The organism is Curtobacterium sp. MCPF17_001, assembly GCF_003234615.1.
Taxonomy (GTDB): domain Bacteria; phylum Actinomycetota; class Actinomycetes; order Actinomycetales; family Microbacteriaceae; genus Curtobacterium.
The window spans coordinates 1-21601 of record NZ_QKSL01000026.1 but is presented as its reverse complement, the minus strand read 5'-3'; the positions used below and the strand labels follow the sequence as shown (position 1 = coordinate 21601).

The window sequence follows — 21601 nt, the reverse complement described above, 5'->3', positions numbered from 1 at the left end:
GCCGCCCGTGCGTCAGCCGCGGAGCAGCGGCGCGATGCTCTCGACGGACCGTCGCGCGGCCGTCGTGGTCGACAGGAAGCCCACGAGGACGATCGCCGTACCGATCCCGACGACGATCCACCACATCGGGTGCGTGGCCACCGCGAACCCGGACCCGACCGTCGCGACCGCGCTGGCCCCGGTGACGGTCCCGGCGAGGGCGACTCCGAGCGACACCCCGGTCTGCCGGCTGGTCGAGGCGACGGCGGCAGCGGAGCCGGACTGGGCACGGGGCATCCCCGACACCGCGGTGTTCGTGATGGGTGCGTTCACCATGCCGAACCCGAAGCCGAACAGCACGAACGCCGCCACCAGGACCCACATCGGCGTCGACGCCTGCACGGTCGTCAGGACCGCACCGGCACCGGCGATCCCGATGCCGGCGAGGACGAGCGGCACCCTCGTACCGACGGTGCCGATGAGCCGGCCGGAGATCGGCGACACGAGCATCGTCATCAGGGCGGAGGGCAGCGTCCAGAGGCCCGCCTCGAACGGGGTCATCCCCCGGACCTCCTGCAGGTAGAGCGCGCTGAGGAACAGGAACGCCCCGTTGGCACCGAACGCCACGAGTGCGGTGCCGACGGCGGAGGAGAACGGGATGCTCCGGAAGAACCGGAGGTCGATCAGCGGCTCGGCGGTGCGCCCCTCGACGACCACGAGGGCGACCAGCGCCGCGGCCGCGAGGACGAAGAGCCCGAGCGCGCCGGGCGACGCCCAGCCCAGGCGCGGACCCTCGATGAGACCGCCGACCAGGCTCGCGAGCAGCACGATGACGATGCCCTGCCCGAGCGGGTCGAGCTTCCGCGGCTTCGGCGAACGCGACTCCGGGACGAAGAGGAACGTCAGCACGACCGCGGCGATCCCGATCGGGACGTTGATGAGGAAGATCGCCCGCCATCCCACGGTGTCCGTCAGCGCGCCACCGACCAGCGGTCCGACACCCATCGAGACACCGACGACCGCGCCCCAGACACCGACGGCGCGCGCTCGCTCCTTCGCGTCGTCGAAGGTCGCCGTGATGATGCTCATCGCGACCGGGTTCATCATCGACCCGCCGACCGCCTGGACCATGCGGAAGACGACGAGCCAGCCGACGCTCGGCGCGAGCGAGCACAGCAGCGACCCGGCCGTGAAGAGCGCGAGCCCGACCTGGAACGTCGTGCGCCGGCCGATGCGGTCCGCCGTCGAACCGGAGAGCAGCAGCAGGCTGGCGAGGACGAGCGTGTAGGCGTCGATGGTCCACTGCAGGCCGGAGATCGTGCTGTGGAGTTCGCGGCCGATGGACGGCAGTGCGACGTTCACCACGGTGGCGTCCATCGACACGATGAACAGGCTCATGCAGCAGACCGCGAGGATCAGGTACCGGTGGCGGTAGCGGGCCGGGAGGCCCGGGTCACCCTGCTCGGGTCGGTGCGATCCCGACGTGGTTCGTCGGGTCTCGGACTCAGTGGAAGCCGTCGTCGTCTCCTCGTCCGGGGGTGTTGTGGCCGCCGAGCATGTCGTTGTCGTCCTGGTCGGTCGTCGAGGTCAGCTGGAGCATGGCCATCACGACGACCACGACGACGAAGCTCACACCGAAGAAGATCAACGACAGCGTGGGTTCACGCGTCGACATCAGCACGACGAGCCCGACGACGACCGCGATCACGGCGGACATCCCGAGGAGCTCGGCGGGACGCAGACGGTCGCGGCGGGTGGGGGTGCTCATACGTGTGGTGCTCCGTCCGGGGCGACCGCCGGGGCAGCCGTTCCCCACTTGTGCGAGAGGCCGGCGATCAGGTGGAAGACCGCCGCGATGGCGAGGTAGGCGCCGAGGAGACCGACCAGGACGATCGACGCGTCGAGGGTGCCGGTCACCCGCTCCACCCCGCCGAGCTGCTGCGAGTAGTCCGGCGGCGTCAGCAGGAACGCGATCGCGAGCAACAGCGTGAGGCCGCCGACCGTCATCCAGTCGCGGGCGAACGGCGAGCGCCGACGGGCCCGCAGACCCTGTGACAGTTCGAGTGCGCCGGTCAGGACGGCGAACGCCACGACCAGGGTGATGAACGCCGGCAGTCCGAGTCCGTTGCATGCGAGCGCCGCGACACCGGCCACGACCGAGAGCGCGGCCTGCGCGAGACCCGACCGTCGTGAGCGATCGTCCCCGGGGAGCCGGGACGCGCTGCCCCAGGCGAGCACCGCGCCGTCCACGAGGGCGAAGACACCGAACAGCACCAGGCCGAAGCCGGCCGAGTGGTTCGGGGAGAACGTGATCACCATCGCGATCACGGCTGCCGGGACGGCCCGGAGGACCGGGACCGGCCAGTACCGTGCTCGCTGCGCGGCGTCGTCCACGGAGTGGGACACGGGACCTCTCTCGGGCTGTCGGTTCGTACGCTCGATCCTACCGCCGTCGATGTGGGGACCTGTCCGGCGGGACCGCGGCGGGGTGGGCGGTGCGCCCACCCCGCCGGTGCCCTACCCCCGTCCGGCCTGCTGGGCCAACTCGGAGAACAGGCCCGATCCCGAGCACCGGCCCGCGCACTGTCCCGCCTGCGTGCACTGGTCCGTCTGCGTGCACTGGTCCGTCTGCGCGCACCGGCCGGTCTCGGCGCTCTGCTCGGTGACCTGCCACGACTCGGTGGACTCCGCTCCGACATGGGTCCGGCGGCGGCGGAGCACCCACACGATGACCCCGGCGGTCGTGAGCAGGAGCCCGGTCAGCCCCACGAGCGCCAGTCCCTGCACTCCCGTGTAGGCCAGCGCGCCCGCCCGTGGCGGTGCCGCGTCCCCCGGTTCAGTGCCCGCCGGGGTCGAGGCGCTCGGCCCGCCCGGTCCGGGGACCGCGCCCGGTAGCCCGCCGGTGCCCGGCGTCGCTGTCACGTCCGGCCCTCCGGTCCCGCCGGGGCCGTCCGGGTCGCCCGGCCCGTCCGGGTCGCCGGGCCCGTCCGGCTCACCGGGCCCGTCCGGGTCGCCGGGCCCGTCCGGGTCACCGGGCCCGTCAGGCTCTCCGGGCCCGTCCGGGTCACCCGGCTCGTCCGGGTCGACGACCTGGATCGGCACCTCGGGCGACTCCTCGCCACCGTCCGGGTCGGTCGGGGAAGTCCCGGTGGCCACGTTCACCACGTCGGAACCGTCTCCGGAGTACTGCGGGTCGAGCCGCGCCCGGAACTGGAAGGCGTGCTCCTGTCCCGGCGCCAGGTCCCCGTCACCGGTGCACGTCACCCGCTGCCCCGCAGCGGTGCACGCACCACCCGAGCCACCTGGACCACCCGGACCGACGAACGCCAGCTGCGCCGGCAAGTCGTCGACGGCCCCCACGTCGCGCGCGGTCGACGGACCGTCGTTGCGTGCGGTCACGGTGTACTCGAGCTCGTCACCCGGCTCGACCTGTCCCGGGGTCACGCTCTTGTCGGTCGACACCTGGGCGATCGTGGCGACGGGCGCCGCAGCCCGCGAGCTGTTGTCCGACGGGTTCGTGTCGGACAGCCCGGGAGCGGTGTCGATCGTCGCCGTGCTCGCGATCTGACCGGAGGCCCCGGGGTCGAGTCGCCCCTCGATCGTGAACGTCGCCGCGGCACCGCGGGTGAGTCCGACCGCGGTCGAGACGTCTCCGCTTCCCGACGCGTCACGGCAGGCCGAGGGGCCGGGCACGCTGCACGCCCACGTGACGTCACGGAGCTGGTCGGGGACGTCCACCGTCACCGGGCTCGGGGCGGATGGGTTCACCCCGACGTTCGACGCCGTGACGGTGTACCGGACACGGTCCCCGGCGACGACCGGCGGCATGTCGTGCTCGACACGGAGGTCGGCGGGCTGGGCCACACGGAGCGCGTCGATCTCGTGCACGCTCCGGAACGACCCGGTGGCCGCGGTGAAGCCCAGCCGGAGGGTCTCCGGGAGCGGCGACTGGCCCGTGCCCTGCAACTGCACGTGGTCGAGTACGGTGCGGTCGGCACCGCCGGGGAAGGACAGCCGGACGGTGAGGGTCAGGCCGTCGTCCTCGGGCTGCAGGACGACACGCACCTTCCGCGGGACGCGGGAACCGGTCGCCACCCCGCCGTTGATCACGGCGTGCTGGACGAAGCGGTACCCGGTCGTGCCGTCACCGGAACCCCGGATCGTCACGGTGTCGGGGGTGCGACCAGGGCCGCTGTCGTTGAACGGCAGCGAGAAGTTGCCGTACTGGTCGAGGGCCACGGCCGCGAACGCGCCCGGCAGACCGGGCAGCGTGCAGGTCGACTGTCCCTGCGTGTCCGCGGCCCGGCAGGAGTACCCGAGGGCGGCACCGTAGGCGCCGACACCCGGTGGCACGGAGCCGTCGGCCAGGGACAGGAGCAGGCCGTCCGCCCCCTGCGCGTCCTCGGTGTACATCGCGTAGTCGAACTCGATGTCGAGCCCACGGTCGGACGGGAACGAGTCGTCCATCGCCCAGGCACCCGCAGCGTTGAAGACGGCGTCCGTCAGGCGGAGTCGACCGTCGACGATGTGGGCGTCACCGCTCAGCGTGCCGCCGTCCGCGGTGGCGAACCCGGTCGAGAACGGGAAGGTGAGGTCGTTCGCCGCGGCGGTCCCGCTGAGGCCGAGCGGAGTCGCCGCGCCCAGGGCGACGGCGACCGCCGCCCCGGCTGCCCAGCGCCGCAGCCCCTGTCGAGGAGCCCGGCGACGGAGCCCTGGCCGGACGTCCGGAGGTGCGGGGAACGGAGGTGGACCGGTGCGCTTCGTGTCATGTGTCATACCACGATCGTGGCGCCGCGGAGAGCACCCCCAGCGGCCTGGTCGACGACCTGTGGAGCGATGCCGTGGGCCTGGCTGCTGTGCAGGAGGAGCCGGTCAGGGGGCGGGCGGCCCTCCCGCGACTACGCCAGCCAGACGGTGGTGTGCCCGGGGAGCTCGCCGTCGGTGAGCGGCGCGGACGTCACCACGACGGCGCCCTCGGGCATCGGCACCGGCTCGGCGCCGAAGTTCGTGTACGACCGCCACCCGTCGTGCCGCGCGAACGCGACGACCTCGGGCGACGACGTCTCGATCCACTCGAGCTCCTCGCCCTGCTGCAGGCGCCGACGGGCAGACAGCGCCTCCCGGTAGAAGGACAGCGTGGAACCGGGCACCCGGTCCTCTGCCTCGACGCTCGAGGCGCCGAAGTCCGACGGCTGCGGCAGGTGCGGTGCGGTGTCGCCGAAGCCGAACGAGGGTCCGGTCTCGGTCCAGGGGATCGGCACCCGGCAGCCGTCCCGGCCCTTGACGGTGTGCCCCGTCCGGAGCCACTTCGGGTCCTGCAGCTGGTCGTGCGGGATCGCGGGCGCCTCGTGCAGACCGAGTTCCTCGCCCTGGTACACGTAGGACGACCCCGGCAGCGCGAGGACGAGGAGAGTCGCAGCCCGCGCGCGTCGGAGTCCACCGTCCCGATCGAGTGGCGGCGTCTGCCCGTCCGTCATCAGCCACTCGTCGGTGTCCGTGCCGTCGGGCAGCCCGTACCGGGTGGGGTGCCGGACGACGTCGTGGTTCGAGAGCACCCACGTGCTCGAGCCGCCGGAGGTCTGCGCTCCGTCCAGGTTCTGCGCGATGAGCGTGCGGAACTCGGTCGCGTCGAACGGCGCCTCGAGGAGGTCGAAGTTGAACGCCTGGCCGAGCTCGGTCGGCCGGGCGTACAGGACGCGGCGGGGCGCTGGTGCCCACGCCTCGGCGATCGCGGCACGGGGCGGTGAGTAGCTGTCGAGCACCTTCCGCCAGGCGGCGAAGATCTCGTGCACCTCGTCGCGGTCGTACAGCGGATCGGAGCCGTCGAGCGGCAGCTGCTGTTCGTTCGACGGGCGGTACGGCTCCGACAGGTCCTTCGCGAGCCCATGCGCGACGTCCACGCGGAATCCGTCGACCCCGCGGTCGGACCAGAAACGCAGGGTGTGCTCGAAGTCCTGGTGGACCTCGGGGTTGGTCCAGTCCAGGTCGGGCTGTTCCGGCGCGAACAGGTGCAGGTACCACTGGCCGTCGGGCACCCGGGTCCAGGCACTGCCGCCGAAGTTGGACACCCAGTCGCTCGGCGGCTGCTCACCGTCCGGCCCGGCACCCTCGCGGAAGACGTAGCGGGCCCGTTCCGGGGAGCCCGGTGCCGCGGCGAGCGCGGCGCGGAACCACTCGTGCTGGTCCGAGGTGTGGTTCGGCACGAGGTCGACGATCACGCGCAGGTCGTGCTCGTGCGCGGCGTGGATGAGCTCGTCGATCTGGTCGAGCGAACCGAGCTTCGGGTCGACGTCGCGGTAGTCGGCGACGTCGTACCCGCCGTCGGCGAGGGGCGACGGGTAGAACGGCGAGAGCCACAGCGCGTCCACACCGAGTCCAGCCAGGTAGGGCACCCGGCTGGTGACGCCGGCGATGTCCCCGATGCCGTCCGCGTCGGAGTCGGCGAAGCTGCGCGGGTACACCTGGTAGACGACGGCCTGCCGCCACCAGTTCGGGTCGGTGGTGCGGGGCGTGTCGCTCGGCGTGCGTCTCGGGGTCACCTGGCCGACACTACCGACGGCTGCTCCGCGTGTCGGGAGGCCCGGGACACGCCCGCCTCGTCAGCGCGGGAATCCCGCGCGGGATGGATTGGTTGTCGGTCGAACCATCACGACCAGAAGGAACGTCATGACCCAGATCGTCGCCCTCGTGGGCAGCCTCCGCGCCGGATCCATCAACCGCAAGCTCACCGAGGCCGCGGTCCAGCACGCTCCGGAGGGCATCGAGCTCTCGGTCTTCGACGGCATCGTGGACCTGCCGTTCTACAACGAGGACATCGACGGCGACACCCCGCCGGCCGCTGCGGTCGCGTTCCGTCAGGCCGTCGCCGACGCCGACGGCCTCCTGCTCGTCACCCCCGAGTACAACGGCACGATGCCGGCCGTGCTGAAGAACGCACTCGACTGGGCCTCGCGTCCGTTCGGCTCGTCGCCGATCTCCGGCAAGCCGCTCGCGGTCATCGGGTCGGCGTTCGGCCAGTACGGCGGCGTCTGGGCGCACGACGACGCCCGCAAGGCCGCCGGCATCGCCGGCGCGAAGGTCCTGGAGGACGTCAAGGTCGCGATCCCGCAGTCCGTCGTCCGCTTCGCCGAGACGCACCCGCGTGAGGACGAAGAGGTCGTCGGTCTCGTCCGCGGCGCCTTGACCGCGCTCGCCGACGCCGCCGGCGCGCCCGTCGCCGCGTAGCCCACCCGACGTCGCGACGGACCCGAACCGACACGACCGATGACGGACGGGAGGCTCCCCACCAGCGGGTGGGCAGCCTCCCGTCCGTCATGTCCAGGAGATCGTCCGCAGCCTCGTCACCAGACGGATTAGCATCATCGGATGACGACGCAGGAGATCGAGGAGCCGTCCGGCTACTGGTTCCCGGACGACGACGCCACCCAGCGCGGTGTCGCCGTGTTGAACGCACTGCGTCGCTACCGGGCGTCCGAGACGGCCATGCGCCGCCGCACACGTGACTCGATGGGCATGGGCGAGACGGACCTGCTGGCGGTCCGCCACCTGCTGCAGGCCCAACGCGCCGGCCGCTCGGTCAGCCCGAAGGACCTGTCCGCCTACCTCAAGATCTCGTCCGCCTCGACGACGATCCTGGTCGACCGTCTGGTCAAGAGCGGACACGTGCGCCGTGAGCCGCACCCCACCGACCGCCGCGGGCTCATCATCGTGCCGACCACCGAGACCGACGCCGAGGTCCGGGCCACGCTCGGCATCATGCACCGCCGCATGATGCAGATCGCCGAGAGCCTGTCCGCGACCGACGCCCGCGTCGTCGCGATGTTCCTCGAGGAGATGCGCATCGCCGTCGACCAGGTCGATCCAGCCGTCGTCGCGCACTGACGGCCAGCCGGGATGCCGGGGGACCGGTTCCTCGACACCCACTGGGAACTCCTCGTCGCGGACCGCGTAGACCAGAAGGGTCAGTCCCGCGAAGAAGGAGTCGTCACATGCACGCATCGGACAAGCTCGCCGCCAACATGCAGAAGGTCCTCGTCGACCTGATCGACCTGCACCTGCAGGGCAAGCAGGCCCACTGGAACATCCTCGGCACCAACTTCCGTGACCTCCACCTGCAGCTCGACGAGATCGTCGACGCCGCCCGTGAGTTCGCCGACGACATGGCGGAGCGCATGCGTGCGCTCTACGCCGTCCCGGACGGCCGCGCCGCGACCGTCGCTGCCGGCACCCACCTCGACTCGTTCCCCGACGGCGAGGTGCTCACGCACGATGCCATCGACCTGGTCACGCTGCGCCTCTACCAGGCCACCGCGACCATGCGCGACGTGCACGACGAGGTCGACGAGGAAGACCCCACGACCGCCGACCTGCTGCACGGCTTCATCGAGCGCCTCGAGCAGCTCGCCTGGATGGTCAGTGCGGAGAACCGCGCCCCCCGGACGCCGCTGGCGAGCGCGACGACCGCCGCGGTGGCCGAAGCATCCGAGCACGAGTAAGTCCGGGTCGCACGTGGACCTCGGGATCCAGGGCAAGACCGCACTCGTCTTCGGTGGTGACTCCGGCATCGGCTGGAACACGGCGCGCATCCTCCTGGCGGAGGGTGCCACCGTGGTCGTCACCGACATCGAGCAGAGCCGGCTCGACACCAGCGCCGACCAGCTCGAAGCACCTGTCGGCAGGTTGCACGCGTTCGCGGCGGACGTCCGCAGCGCCGAGAGCCTCGCCGCCCTGCACGACAAGGTGCGGGACGCCGTCGGCGAGATCGACATCCTGGTGCAGTCGTCTGGCGTCACCGGCGCCCAGGGGATGTTCCACGAGATCGACGAGGCCGGCTGGCAGGAGACGCTCGACGTCGACCTGATGGGCCCGGTCCGCATCACCCGCGAGTTCATCGCGGACCTGCGGAGCGGTGGTTGGGGGCGGATCGTGTACCTGGTGTCCGAAGACGCCACGCAACCGTACGACGACGAGCTGCCGTACTGCGCAGCGAAGGCCGGGGTGCTCTCGTTCGCCAAGGGCCTGTCGCGGTCCTACGCGAAGGAGGGGCTGCTCGTGAACACGGTCTCCCCCGCCTTCATCCACACCCCGATGACCGACGCGATGATGGACAAGCGGTCGAAGCAGCTCGGCACCTCGTTCGACCAGGCCATCTCGAGCTTCCTGGACGAGCAGCGTCCGTACATGGAGCTCGAGCGGCGCGGTGAACCGGAAGAGGTCGCGAACGTCGTGGCGTTCCTCTGCTCCGAACTCGCCAGCTTCGTGAACGGGTCGAACTACCGGGTCGACTCCGGCTCGGTCGCCACCATCTGACGGAGGAACCATGACCGACCACCGCTACCTCGTCGTCGGCGGCGGGATGGTCGCCGACTCCGCTGCCCGCGGCATCCGCGAGCTCGACCCCGACGGTTCGATCGGGGTCATCAGCGCAGACGTTGATCGCCCCTACGCCCGCCCCGCGCTCTCCAAGAAGCTCTGGACGGACCCGGACTTCAGCTGGGACGAGAAGGTCGACCTGCACACCGAGGACACCGGCGCCACGTTCGTGCTCGGTACCCGCGTGACGTCGATCGACCGCGGCGCGAAGACCGTGACGACCGACGACGGCTCGACGGTCGGCTACGAGCGACTCCTCCTGGCCACCGGCGGCCGCCCGCGGGACCTGCCGGGTCTCGTGCCGTCCGACCGGGTGCTCAGCTACCGGAGCGCCGCCGACTACCGCACGCTCCGACGGCACGCCGACGCGAACGCGCACGTGGTCGTCGTCGGCGGCAGCTACATCGGCACCGAGATCGCCGCCGGGCTCGTCCAGAACGGTGCGCGCGTGACGCTCGTCACCCCCGACGACGTCCTCGGTGGGCACATGTTCCCGGCTGGCCTGGCCGCGGCGTTCCAGCAGCGCTTCACCGACGCCGGCGTCGAGGTCCGGACGGGCCTCCGGGTGGAGTCCGGCCAGGAGACCACCGACGGCGTGACGCTCACCCTCGACGACGGCACGACCATCACGGCGGACGCTGCCGTGGCCGGGCTCGGCATCGAACCCCTGACCCAGCTCGCCGAGGACGCTGGCCTCGCTGTCGACGACGGCATCACGGTGTCGTCGACGCTCGTCACCGACGATCCCGCGGTGTTCGCCGCGGGTGACGTCGCGTCCTACCCGGACCGACTGCTCGGCACCCGCCGTGTCGAGCACGTCGACAACGCCCAGCAGCAGGGTCGGCAGGCGGGCCGCAACCTGGCCGGCGCCGGCGAGACGTACGACCACACGCCGATGTTCTACTCGAACGTCTTCGACCTCGGGTACGAGGCCGTCGGCGTGGTGTCCTCGTCGCTCCGCTCCGTCGAGGACTGGGCAGAACCGGACGTCACGGGTGTCGTCTACCACCTGGACGACGACGACCTGGTCGCCGGCGTCCTGCTCTGGAACGTCCCCGGCAAGACCGACGAGGCCCGCAAGGTCCTGGCCGAGGCGCACGCGCTGACGCCGGACATGCTGCCCGGGACCATCACCGCGGACTGATCGACGTCGGCCGCCCGATCCGTCGGTCGTGACCGACTGGAGGCCCGTGACCGGTCTGGCGGGACCGGTCACGGGCCTCCCGTCCGTCCACCTGTCCGCGGGGCGTGGTCAGAAGGGGCGTCGGTCACCGCCACGCTCCGGCGCGACGGCCCCGACGACCTCGTCGCGCTCGCGAGGGTCGACCGGGATGCCGTCGTGGTCCGCCATCGCGACGGCGTGGGCGGACTTCGCGGCCTCGAGCTGCTCGTCGTCCCCCTTCGCCATGCCGAACAGCTCCATGAACCGGGACTTCACGACCAGCCAGCGGTCCGTCGGACCGAGACGGTCGAGGTCCGTCGCGGTGGAGTGGTCGCGGACGCGTTGCAACGACGAGACGCCGCGGTCGGGCAGACGGCCGTCGACGTGTGCGACGGCGAGCTGCGCCACGGCGTCCGCCTGGGCGTGCATGACCGAGTGCGCGCCGCCCACGACCTCGCGGAGGACGCCGTAGGGCAGCGCGCGGGCGAGTCGCCGCACCCAGGATCGCGGCACGAGCGCGTCGTGTTCCCCGCGGACGACCAGCGTGTGCGCCTGCACGTCGGCGACGCGGTCCTCGATCGGGTACGCGATCGTCTTCGGCAGGACCTGGGCGAACCAGTGCCACCCGCAGAGCGCGTACGCGGTGATCGCGTGCCAACGGACCGCTGGCGGTTCGTGCACGGCGGAGCGGAGGAAGCGGAGCGCTGCCTTCGGGACCGACCGCGACGCCGGGTCGAGGACCGGGCTGATGAGCACCAGGTCGGAGATGTCGGGTCGGCGGGCCGCGACCTCGACGACGACCTGCGTCCCCATCGAGTGCCCGATGAGCACCGGGTCGTGCAACCGCAGGTCGTCGATGACCTTCTCGACGGCGTCGGCGTACCGCTCGATCGACACACCGCCACGGAAGCGCGGGACCCCCGCGAAGCCGGGGAGGTCGAGTGCGTGCACCGGGCCGTTCTCGTTGAGGTGCGGAGCCAGGCGCTCGTAGTAGGTGGAGGCGATGCCGAGCCCGGCGACCAGGACGAACGCGCGCTCGCCGGGCTCGCCGATCGAACTGACGCGGACGTGGGTGTGGTCGACGGCGATGCGGTCGACGCGGACCTCGACGTCGGCGTCCTCGGCACGGGCGAGTTCCCCGGCCGGGTCGGGCGCGCCGGGCGGGACGGGGTGACCCTGGTGGTGCTCGTCGTTCATGGGCGCTCCTCGCGGTGGCTGGCGGTCGCCCAGGCTACCGCGGGCGCCCGACCGCACGGGGTCGGCGCGACCGGAGCCGGCCGGGTCCTCAGCCGGCGAAGGGGAACGCCGGACGACCGTGCACGCGGGTCGGCACCGCGAACACGGAACCGGAGTGGGGAGACCGTTCGAGCTGGTCCTCCGTCAGGTTCTCCCGAGCGGTCCCGACGAGCAGCAGCGACATGTCCGAGCCGCCGAAGGCCACGGAGGTCACGTTGGGTGCCGGGATGTCCACCGTCTCCAGGTGCCGGCCGTCCGGGCCGTACCGCTCGACCTTGCTCGCACCGTAGATCGCGCCCCAGAAGCAGCCCTCGTCGTCACGGACGAGGCCGTCGTGGGCGGCACCGTCGATGAACGGCTCGAGGTCGCCGAGCACGCCGTCCGCCCCGTAAGCAGCTCGGTAGACCGTGTTCGTGTCGGTGTCCGTCACGTACATCTCGGACCCGTCGTCGTTCCACTCCATGCCGTTGGTGGTGCCGAACCCGCTCCGCAGGACCGACACCGAGCCGTCCGCCGAGAACGCGTAGAGCACCCCGGCCGGTGGGCCGTCGGTCGGGTCCATGCTCCCCACCAGGAAGCGACCGAACGGGTCGCACTTGCCCTCGTTGAAGCGCATCTCGTCGTTGGCGTGCACGACGCTCGCCAGCTCGCGTTCGACGCGACCCTGGGCGTCGGTCAGCACCACGGTGGCGTCCTGCGCGGCGATGAAGCCACCGCCGGCACGCGGCTGGAAGGACGGCAACGGTGGGTCGAGCTGCGTGGTGTCCAGCACCCGTCCGTCGGCGTCCGCGGTGAACAGGGTGCCGTTCGGGATGTCGACCCACCGGCCGACCCCCTGCGCGGGGTCCCACACGATGCTCTCGGCCAGGGTCGCCCGGACGTCGCTGAACACCCGGGCCGGACCGGAGGTGGCGCGCTCCGTCACCGTGTCACGCCCCCTGCTCGGTGTTCCGCCGGAGCACCAGGAAACGCGACCCGTAGGCGCCGATGCGCAACGGGAAGCTGCACAGGTCGTCGACGGTGCCGAGCTCGCTGTGGTCGGTGGCGTCGACGACCGTCGCACCGTGCGGCAACGACTCGGACCGGATCGTGCCGTCGAGCGGGGTGTCGGTCATGTTGAGCACGGTGATCTGCACCACCGGCTCGCCCGTCTCGTCGGTGGTCTCGAGTTCGTGCACCATGACGAGCATCCCCCGGTGGGCGACCTCGGGCACGTCGACCTGGCGGGCCGAGGCGATGCCGTACTCGGTCCGCACGCGCAGGAGCTCGCTCAGGCGGGACGCGAACGAGTCCGGCCGGTCGAGCTGTTCCGGCAGCGGGCCGTAGAGCGAACGCGCCCGGGGCATGCCGGAGGCCGAGCGCTCGGTGTCCGGGGCGACGCCGAGCAGGTCGTGCGCACCGCGCTCGATCCACCGGGTGTCGCCCTCGGCGATGAGGTCCGTGACGAGCTCCTTCGGCACCGTGAGCGACCCGAGCAGGTCCCAGCCGGACATCGCGAACACGCCGGGCTGCCAGGCGTTGAACGCGGCGAGGAGCAGATGGGCGTCACGGATCTGCGGCACGTGCTCCTCGGCGATGTCGTCGAGCGTGGTGTGCCCCTGGGTCGCGGCGATGAGCGACGCCGTCGTGCAGGCGATGCCGTTCGTCGTGAAGACCAGGTTGTAGTCCGCGGCCTCCCCGGTCAGCGCCTCGGTGAGGTCGGCGCGGATCCGCTCGGCGAGCGCACCACCCGTGGTGTCCTCGCCGTGGAACGTGTAGACGTCGTCCTGGTGCAGCGTCGCCCAGTGCACCAACTCGTACGTCAGCTCGTCGTGGTTCTGCATGCCGTGCACCAGGCTGACCGGCTCGACGCCGAGCTCGAGTGAGGTGCGCAGCGTCAGGCGGAGGAACTCGGTGTCGCCGGTGGCCAGGGCGTGGTGGTACGCGGGCCGGTTGATGAAGTCGTACGACAGGTCGGCGCCGACGGCCCCGGTGTCGCGGATGTCCTCGATCGTCAGGTTGAGCTCCTGGAACGTGAAGCCCCCGACCTTCCGGACCATGCCCGCGATGACGTGGTTCGCCGCGTGCGAGAGCGGGTGGCCCTCGGACCAACCCGGGGCGCCCTCCGCGCTCTTCTCGACGCCGAGGAACCCGTTCGCATCGAGGCGCAGTGCACTCGTGCCGAGGTCGCCGAGGGAGTGCAGGGCGTCACCGATCACCAGGCGCATGCCGGCGAAGGTCGGGTCGAGCCAGTTGACCGAGGGCTGCCCCTCCTTGAAGTAGTGCAGGTAGACCCAGCGCCGGGTGGTCCCGTCGACGCCGACGACCGGGGCCGTGACGCTCCAGTTCGTCTCCTTCACGCCGGGCTGGTGGAAGATCACGCGCTGCAGCTCGCCGATGATGTAGCCCCGTTCGGCGAGTGCCGACTCGGTGGCGGGGTCCAGGTTCACCGAGTCGCGGTGCTCGGGCACGGTCGGGAGGAGGTGCCACTCCTCCGGCGGGATCTCGACCATGTGGTAGATCCCGGGGTAGTCCTTGAAGGCCATCTCGGCCAGACGGAAGTCGGCGCCCTTGCCGGTGTGGCCGGGCACGATGTCGTCGATGATGCTGCCGCCGTGCTCCTCGGCGACGTCGGTCATCCTCTGGAAGGTCTCCTCGTCACCGAAGGTCGGGTCGATCTGGGTGCCGATCCGGTCGAAGTGACCGTCGACGCTCGGGGTCTCCTGCCAGCCGCGGATGCCGCCGGCACGCTTCACCGGGCCGGTGTGCACGCCGTTGATGCCGATGCGCTCGAACGCCGTCCAGAGCTGCGGGTCGGCGAGCGCGGTGAGGAAGGACTCGCCCTCGCGGGTGATGAGCGAGATCGGGTACGCGGTGAACCACACGTCCGAGGTCGACACCGCACGGCGGGCGTCGGGTCGGGCGTAGGGGTTCCGCCACATGGCCGGCGTGCCCGAGAGCGTGCGGCTGAGGACGTCCGCGTCCTTGAGCATCGACTGCCGGACGAGCCACTCGATGTACGCCGGGTTCTCACCGTTCGCGGCACGTGGGTCCGAGAACCGACGCTGCAGGCTGCCGCCGCGCAGGTTGACCCGGGGGCGCAGTCGACGCGGTCGTGCCGGGTAGAGCTGTTCGTCGTAGGTGATCTCCGGGGCGACCGGAGCCGCCTCGTCGTCGTCGGTCTCGGCGCCGCTCAGGTCGCCGCTGTCCTGCTCCGGGACCCCGCCGACGGGCAGTCGTCCACCGGTCAGCTGCTCGTCCGCGATCCGCTCGTCGGTGCGGGTTGCCTCGTCGTCCATGTCCACGCCCCACACGCTAGTCACGCGCGCCCGGGGACGGTGCCGGGTGCGGGCTCAGACGGCGTGTTCGGGCCGGGACGTGCCCGGATCAGCGTCCGCGTCGGCGGTCACCGGTGCCGCGTGCGCGCCCTGCCCGGTGCGCACGATCGGGACCGAGTCGCTGGTGGTCCGGAGCGACTCCTGCCGGAGCTCGAGCTGGGTCACGGCGAGTGCGGCGAGGTCGCGCAGGTTCGCCATGTCGGCCTCGTCCGCTGTTCGGGGTCGGGAGTCCAGCACGGCGAGCGTGCCCACGGTGACCCCGTCGTGCCGGACCAGGGGGACGCTGACGTAGAAGCGGATGCCGAGCGGTCCCGTGACGAGCGGGCTGTTCCGCATCTCGGGGTGCGTGGACCCGTCCGGGATCACGACCGGCACCGGGACGGGTGCGAAGCCGTTCCGGAAGGTGATGCTCCGGGCGGACTTGTCGACGCCGTCGGCGACGTACGACTGCGACCACTCGCGGTCCTCGTCGAGCACCTCGATGAGGGCGATCGGGGCGTCGAACAGTCGCGCGGCCATCTTCGTGGTCCGCTGCAGCGCTTCCTCCGGCAGGACGTCGAGGGTGGCGGGTCCTGACGCGGCGGTTCCCGACGCTTGCGGCACCGGACGCGAGGCTCCGCCACCGGTGGCCGGACCACTCACGGCCGACGAGACGGCTGGTCCGTCGGCGTGCCCGACGTCGGCCGACGTCGGGTCCGCGGGAGGGGCCTCCCCCGCGGTGTCCGTGATGACGACGTCCCGGAGGAGCGCGACGAGCTCGGCACCCACCGGTCGGTCGCGGGGGTCCTGCGCGGTCATCGCGGCGAGGGCGTTCTTCCAGTGGTCGGGCAGCGGCTCCGGCACCACGGGGTCGCGGGACAGGCGGGCGAGCGCGGACTCGACGAGCGAGCCGGGGAACTCCCGCCGCCGGGTGAAGCACTGCAGCAGCACCAGGCCGAGCGAGTAGACGTCGCTGGCCGGGCCGACGTCCGCGCCCCGGGCTTGTTCGGGGCTGAGGTAGGCGGCCGTGCCGGTCGTGACCCCGTCCGCCGTGAGTCGTTCGACGCCGGCGGCCAGGGCGATGCCGAAGTCGGTGAGCCGCGCGCGCGCCCGGTCGGACCCGTTGCCGTAGTCGACGAGCAGGATGTTCGAGGGCTTGATGTCGCGGTGCACGACGCCCTGCGCGTGGATGTAGTCGAGCGCCTCGGCCATGTCGTAGCCGATCTCGGCGATGTGCCGCGAGGCGAGGGGGCCGAGGGCCAGACGCTCCTCGAGGTCCTGACCGTGCACGAGCGCCATCACGATGAACCGCTGCAGTGCCCCGTGCCGGTCCTCGACGACCCCGGCGTCGAGCAGGCTGACGAGGTTGTGGTGGTCGAGGGTCGCCAGGACGCCCTGCTCGGCCTCCTGGCGGGCGATGTCGACGATGCCCGGGTGGAAGAGCTTCACGGCGACCGGCCGGTCCAGGGACTCGTCCCAGGCATGGTGCACGACGGACATGCCGCCCTGGCCGATGATCTTCTCGAGCCGGTAGCGGCCAGCCAGGAGACCGGGGCGCTCCTGGGCTTCGTCCGTCGGGGCCATGCGTCCTCGTCTTCGGTGGGGGCGTCTCGCGTGGCGTGACGACTCATCGGGCGTGTCGCCGACGCGACGATGCATCTTCGCACCGCCGGGACCCCGTGGGCCGCCACCATCCCGTGTGCGCGATCAGATCCGCGCGTCGCGAGCAATTCCGCGCGTCGCGATCAGATCCGCGCGTACCGGGCACGCACGAAGCTGTAGAGCCCGAACGCGGCGAACCCGAGTCCGACCACGACGAGCACCACGGACCCGCCCGGCATCGACCGGAGGGCGTCGAAGGCCCCGTCGAGACCGCTCGCTTGGTCCGGGTCGCTGCGGAACCCGGCGACGGCGATGAGCACGCCGACGATGACGACCGCGATGCCCTTCGCGATGTACCCGAGCGTCGCGAGCACGGCGACGGTCCGGCGGACGGACTCCGGCTGCGGGCGCAGGTTCTTCTTCCACGAGCCGCGGACGCCGATCACGACGAGTCCGACGCCGATGGCGATCGCGACGGCGGCGACCAGCAGCAGGAGGACGACACCGCCGGGCGTGGCCAGGGCGGTCGCGGCGGCGCTGCGGCTCGAGCCGGTCGAGCTCTTGCCGGCGCCGAGGGCGTAGCTGGCGGACGAGTACGCGATCGCCCCGTAGACGACGGCCTTGCCGGCGTTCTTCGCCCGGGCGAGCCAGGCGCGGGCGTCGTCGGTCCGTCCGCCGACGACGGCCTCGACGACCAGCCGGACCGTCAGTGCAGCGGTGCCGATCGCGACGATCCAGAGCAGGAGGACCCCGCCCGGCACGGAGGCGATCTGCGCGAGGGCACCGGACTGGTCCGTGTCGCCGGACTGCGCCCCCTGGGCACCGGTGCCGGCCGAGGCGTTGCCGATGCCCAGCAGGACGGCCAGGTACCCGATGAGCAGGTGCACGACCCCCGTCCCGACGAAGCCCGCGCGGGCGGTGGTCTCGAACCAGCGGCTGTCGGCGACACGGCGCGCCTGTCGTCCGGTCTCTCGGGCTGCGTCCTGGGCTGCGTCGGTCACCCCACGAGCTTGCCCGGTCGAGCGGTCCCTGTCCGGCCGCACAGCCGGGGTACGTGGCGTCCGCGGCACGTCGAGCCGTTCCGGGCACGATGGAGGCATGACCGAACGGACACGGGACACCCCCGACGCCACCGACAACGAGGAGCGCACCGACGGGTACGTCCCGCTCCGCTCCTACGGCGCGATCGGTGACGGCCGGACCGTGGCACTGATCGCCCGGGACGGCCGGATCGACTGGCTGCCGATCCCCGCGATGGACTCGCCACCGGTGTTCGCGAGCATCCTCGACGCCGAGCACGGTGGGCACGTCGCCCTCCGACCGGTCGACGACGACGCCTCGGTCTCCCGGAAGTACATACCGGGGACGAACGTCCTGCTCTCCACCTGGACGACGTCCTCAGGACAGGCCACCGTGACGGACGCGATGGTGACGGGGGTCGCCGGCCGCCTGCCGTGGGCCGAGATCGGCCGCTGCGTGCAGGGCGTCGAGGGGTCCGTCGAGATGGAGTGGGCTGTCGTCCCGGGCACGCTGCTGAACACCGCCGAGCCGGAACGTCTCGACACCGTGAACGGCACCGTCATCGGGATCGACGGCATCACCATCGCGGTCGTCGAGCAGGGCTTCGAACCGGTGCACGACGACGGGCCGCGGTTTTCGGGACGCTTCCACACGGCCGAGGGGTCGAAGCACATCCTGACGATCGTGGGCACGCATGACGAACCGATCTTCATGCCCGACCCGCAGCGCTCGATGGAGGGCATCGACCGCACGATCGAGAACTGGTCGACTTGGTCGACGGAGTTCTCCTACGACGGGCCGTGGTCCGAGGCCGTGCAGCGGAGCGCCCTCGCCTTGAAGCTGCTCATCTCCTCGCCGACCGGAGCGATCGCGGCGGCGCCGACCACGAGCCTCCCGGAGAACCGCGACGGCGGGAAGAACTGGGACTACCGGTTCGCCTGGGTCCGGGACCTCGCTTACACGGTCAACGCGCTCACGCGCTTCGGCCTGCGCGAGGAGACGCACGCGGCCGTCTCGTGGGTGATGCGGACCATCGCCGAACACGACGAGACGATGCCGATCTTCTACGGCCTGGACGGTTCGAAGAGCGACGCGGTCGAGGAGCGTGACGTCCCGGGGTGGACCGGCATCGGACCCGTGACCATCGGCAACCGCGCCGGTGACCAGCTGCAGCTCGGCGTCTGGGGCGACGTCTTCGCGATCATGCGCCAGTACGTCAACGCCGGCAACGTGCTCGACCGGAAGACCGCGTCGGTGCTGCAGGACCTGGCCGACGACGCCTGCCACCGCTGGGTGGAACGGGACTCGGGCATGTGGGAGCTGCAGGACGCGCAGCACTACGTCACGAGCAAGATCGGCTGCTGGCAGGCGCTCGACGCCGCGGTCGAGCTGCACGACGCCGGCATGATCGACGGCCCGCGGGACAAGTGGGTCGAGAACCGCGAGCTCATCGAGCAGTGGGTCGGCGAGCACGGATGGGACGAGGAGCTCGGCCACTACGTGATGTACCCGGGCTCGGACGCCCTGGACACCTCGATCCTGCTGCACGCGATGTCGACGTTCGACCGTGGGCCCCGGATGGAGTCGACGGTCCGGGCGATCGAGGAGCAGCTGCAGCGCGGCCCACTCGTCTACCGGTACTCCGGCATCGAGGACGAGGAGTCGCCGTTCGTCGCATGCTCGTTCTGGCTCGCGGCCGCGATGGCCTGCGTCGGCCGCCACGACGACGCACGGCACCTGATGGATGAAATGGTCGACCAGGCGAACGAGGTCGGGTTGTTCAGCGAGATGATCAGCGAGGACGGCGACTTCATGGGGAACATCCCGCAGGGGCTGTCGCACCTGGCGCTCATCCAGGCGGCGCTGACGATCGAGGAGGTCACCTCGGACGAGGCCCCCGCGGAGGACTGACCGTCACCCCAGGCTGATCGCGACGAGGCCGGCGACCCCGATCAGGTACAGCACCACGACGACGAACGAGTCGACCCCCATCCCGACGATCCGCCGCTGCGGCCGGAACACGAGCCCCACCGCGTAGACCAGGGTCAGCAGCGCCGCGAGCGCCGTCAGGTACACGTCGCTCGCGTTCGCCTGCGGCAGCACCGCCTTGCCGGACAGAACGGTGGCCACGAGGAACAGCACCGGCAGGAAGGCGTTGCCGCCGAAGATGTCGGACACCGCCAGGTTGTCGTCGCCCTGCTTGACGGCCTGGAGGCCCGTGGAGATCTCCGGCAGGCTCGTCGCGAGGGCCAGGACGGTCGCCCCGAACAGCACACCGGACAGTCCGATCTGATTCGATGCCGCGTCTCCGGCGCGTTCGAGCACGACACCGGCGACGAGGGTCGCGAGGGCGGACACCGCGAAGACGATCACCGCCTTCCGGGTGCTCATCGGCTTCGTGTCCTGCTTCCGGGTGCGGTGCCCGGCGGCGTGCGGGCTGGCGTCCGGGGCATGGCCGCTCTCGTGCCACGGCAGCCCCTTGCTCGCGCGCTGCACGAGGAAGAGCCCGATCACCCAGATCACGGCGATGAGCACGACGTCGGGGGTCAGGCGGGCGACGACCAGGTCCGGCGGGAGTTGGCTGCCCGCGATGACGACGGCGAGGACGGCGACGACGACGACCGCCTCGAGCACCAGGGTCAGCGAGGCCGCGCGGTAGGTGATCGGCTTCACGCCCTTCCCGCGCTTGCCGAACGCGTCGAGGACGGCGATGACGACGGTCTGCAGGGCGATGCCGCCGAGGATGTTGCCGGCCGCGACCTCGATCGACCCGGACAGCCCGGCGCTGACGGTGATGGCGATCTCGGGCAGGTTCGTCGCGACCGCGAGCACGATGAGCCCGCCGAGCGCGCTGCCGAGGTGCAGACGGGAGTCGAGCACGTCGGTCGTCTTGGACAGCTGGATGCCGGCGATCCAGATCACGGCGGCGCCGGCGACGAAGACGACGACGAGCAACCAGAGGGGCAGGGATTCCACGAGGGTGACGATGCACCCTCACGGCTGGGTCGTCCTCCGGTCCGCGCCGGCTGGACGGCTTCGTCGGGGGTCCAGGGCATCATGGCCCGACGATGAACGACGTCGACGCCCGGATGGACCGCCTGCGGAAGGCCGCGCGGTACCGCTACCAGCAGCTCGTGGACAGCGAGGTCGAGCGGGGTTCCCTCGACCCGGACGAGGTCCGTGCCGAGCGCGAGGAGCGACAGCTGCTGAAGGCCGCCGACGTCGCCGCGCATGCCCGTGCCCGGATCGCCGAGGCCGAGCGCCGCGGGGTGTTCGAGGGCAACCCGTACCACGGCAAGCCGCTGCCGGGCCTCGACGGCCAGCACGACCCGGACTGGTGGATCAAGTCGAAGATCGAGCGTGAGGACATCCGCGGGATCGCGCCGCCGGCCCTCGCCCTGCGGACCGAGGACGCTGAGCTCGACGACCACCTGGACGCACTCTCAGTGGAGTCGGACGTCCGGGACGTCCTCGTGGACTTCAACGCGCGGGTGAAGGAGGCGCGTCGGCAACTCCTCGGCGGGCCGCCGGTGGTCACACCGATGCGCGACGTCGACGCCGAGGTCGCGCGGTGGCGGGACCGACGGGAGGTCCGTGCCGCGGCCGCCGCGTCGGCTGCGGCCGCGCACGCGGTTGAGACCCGGCCGTCCCGGTGGTGGCGCCGACGCGGGTGAGGTGATCCGGGCCTCCCGGCCGTCGCGCCGGGTCCGGGCACGCGAGAACGCCGCCTCGCGGGTGCGGGGCGGCGTTCTCGTGGTGTGTCAGATCAGTTGTTACTTGATCTGGGCGGTGATGGTGGCGGTGCCGACGAGCAGGCCGCCCGTGACGGCGTCGGTCTTGAAGGTGTCGTTGAGCAGCTTCGCGGCGTCGGCGGAGACGTGCACGGTGGTGCCGGTCAGGATCGCGTTGTCCCCCTCGAGCTGCAGCGGCTTGA

General features: G+C 71.6%; 18 protein-coding genes. 7 read left to right on the top strand and 11 right to left on the bottom strand.

Annotation, left to right across the window (positions count from 1 at the left end):
- Positions 1-12 precede the first annotated feature (12 nt).
- The 5 genes from DEJ24_RS16055 to DEJ24_RS16035 form a co-directional block, all read right to left on the bottom strand.
- The gene (locus tag DEJ24_RS16055) at positions 13-1395 is read right to left on the bottom strand and encodes an MFS transporter (RefSeq protein WP_309147022.1); all 1383 of its coding nucleotides are present in this window, start codon (positions 1393-1395) and stop codon (positions 13-15) included.
- 88 nt (positions 1396-1483) lie between these two features.
- Positions 1484-1747, bottom strand: a complete 264-nt coding sequence (locus DEJ24_RS16050) for a hypothetical protein (RefSeq protein ID WP_110905010.1) — start codon at positions 1745-1747, stop codon at positions 1484-1486.
- Complete coding sequence (locus DEJ24_RS16045; protein ID WP_258374708.1) at positions 1744-2385, bottom strand: DUF308 domain-containing protein; 642 nt, start codon at positions 2383-2385, stop codon at positions 1744-1746. Before DEJ24_RS16045 ends, DEJ24_RS16050 begins: the two co-directional genes overlap by 4 nt.
- A 111-nt stretch (positions 2386-2496) precedes the next feature.
- The gene (locus DEJ24_RS16040; RefSeq protein ID WP_111079543.1) at positions 2497-4755 is read right to left on the bottom strand and encodes a DUF11 domain-containing protein; all 2259 of its coding nucleotides are present in this window, start codon (positions 4753-4755) and stop codon (positions 2497-2499) included.
- Between the two features lie 122 nt (positions 4756-4877).
- Positions 4878-6518 carry a glycoside hydrolase family 13 protein gene (locus tag DEJ24_RS16035; protein WP_111079541.1) on the bottom strand — a complete coding sequence of 547 codons (1641 nt, stop codon included), beginning with the start codon at positions 6516-6518 and terminating at the stop codon, positions 4878-4880.
- A 127-nt stretch (positions 6519-6645) separates the two neighbouring features.
- Here DEJ24_RS16035 and DEJ24_RS16030 point away from each other — a divergent pair, with 127 nt between their 5' ends.
- The 5 genes from DEJ24_RS16030 to DEJ24_RS16010 all read left to right on the top strand — a co-directional run bounded on the left by DEJ24_RS16030 (position 6646) and on the right by DEJ24_RS16010 (position 10495).
- Positions 6646-7203: an NADPH-dependent FMN reductase gene (locus DEJ24_RS16030; RefSeq protein ID WP_111079539.1), complete on the top strand. Its 558-nt coding sequence runs from the start codon at positions 6646-6648 to the stop codon at positions 7201-7203.
- Positions 7204-7344: 141 nt separating this feature from the next.
- Complete coding sequence (locus DEJ24_RS16025; protein WP_111079537.1) at positions 7345-7860, top strand: MarR family winged helix-turn-helix transcriptional regulator; 516 nt, start codon at positions 7345-7347, stop codon at positions 7858-7860.
- A gap of 107 nt (positions 7861-7967) precedes the next feature.
- Positions 7968-8474: a Dps family protein gene (locus tag DEJ24_RS16020; protein WP_111079535.1), complete on the top strand. Its 507-nt coding sequence runs from the start codon at positions 7968-7970 to the stop codon at positions 8472-8474.
- 13 nt (positions 8475-8487) lie between these two features.
- Positions 8488-9288, top strand: a complete 801-nt coding sequence (locus DEJ24_RS16015) for an SDR family NAD(P)-dependent oxidoreductase (RefSeq protein ID WP_111079533.1) — start codon at positions 8488-8490, stop codon at positions 9286-9288.
- 10 nt (positions 9289-9298) lie between these two features.
- Positions 9299-10495: an NAD(P)/FAD-dependent oxidoreductase gene (locus DEJ24_RS16010; protein WP_111079531.1), complete on the top strand. Its 1197-nt coding sequence runs from the start codon at positions 9299-9301 to the stop codon at positions 10493-10495.
- A gap of 108 nt (positions 10496-10603) precedes the next feature.
- Here the strand turns inward: DEJ24_RS16010 and DEJ24_RS16005 are convergent, their stop codons facing one another.
- The 5 genes from DEJ24_RS16005 to DEJ24_RS15985 all read right to left on the bottom strand — a co-directional run bounded on the left by DEJ24_RS16005 (position 10604) and on the right by DEJ24_RS15985 (position 17648).
- The gene (locus DEJ24_RS16005) at positions 10604-11710 is read right to left on the bottom strand and encodes an alpha/beta fold hydrolase (protein WP_181432992.1); all 1107 of its coding nucleotides are present in this window, start codon (positions 11708-11710) and stop codon (positions 10604-10606) included.
- Positions 11711-11798: 88 nt separating this feature from the next.
- Positions 11799-12674 carry an SMP-30/gluconolactonase/LRE family protein gene (locus tag DEJ24_RS16000; RefSeq protein WP_111079529.1) on the bottom strand — a complete coding sequence of 292 codons (876 nt, stop codon included), beginning with the start codon at positions 12672-12674 and terminating at the stop codon, positions 11799-11801.
- A 4-nt stretch (positions 12675-12678) separates the two neighbouring features.
- On the bottom strand, positions 12679-15027 hold the full coding sequence (treS, locus tag DEJ24_RS15995; protein WP_111079527.1) for a maltose alpha-D-glucosyltransferase: 2349 nt from the start codon (positions 15025-15027) through the stop codon (positions 12679-12681).
- Positions 15028-15081: 54 nt separating this feature from the next.
- The gene (locus DEJ24_RS17055; RefSeq protein ID WP_111238209.1) at positions 15082-16629 is read right to left on the bottom strand and encodes a GAF domain-containing serine/threonine-protein kinase; all 1548 of its coding nucleotides are present in this window, start codon (positions 16627-16629) and stop codon (positions 15082-15084) included.
- Positions 16630-16790: 161 nt separating this feature from the next.
- Positions 16791-17648 (bottom strand): DUF1206 domain-containing protein, encoded by an 858-nt coding sequence (locus tag DEJ24_RS15985; RefSeq protein WP_181432993.1) that lies wholly within the window; start codon positions 17646-17648, stop codon positions 16791-16793.
- Between the two features lie 97 nt (positions 17649-17745).
- On the opposite strand from DEJ24_RS15985, the gene DEJ24_RS15980 reads away from it, so the two are divergent.
- A complete protein-coding gene (locus DEJ24_RS15980) occupies positions 17746-19578 on the top strand; it encodes a glycoside hydrolase family 15 protein (protein WP_111079523.1) in 1833 nt (610 codons plus the stop codon).
- Positions 19579-19581: 3 nt separating this feature from the next.
- On the opposite strand, the gene DEJ24_RS15975 is transcribed toward DEJ24_RS15980, so the two are convergent.
- Positions 19582-20643, bottom strand: coding sequence for a sodium:calcium antiporter (locus DEJ24_RS15975; protein ID WP_111079521.1), 1062 nt, complete (start codon positions 20641-20643; stop codon positions 19582-19584).
- A 92-nt stretch (positions 20644-20735) separates the two neighbouring features.
- On the opposite strand from DEJ24_RS15975, the gene DEJ24_RS15970 reads away from it, so the two are divergent.
- The gene (locus tag DEJ24_RS15970) at positions 20736-21341 is read left to right on the top strand and encodes a DUF1992 domain-containing protein (RefSeq protein WP_111079519.1); all 606 of its coding nucleotides are present in this window, start codon (positions 20736-20738) and stop codon (positions 21339-21341) included.
- The last annotated feature ends 260 nt before the right edge of the window (positions 21342-21601 follow it).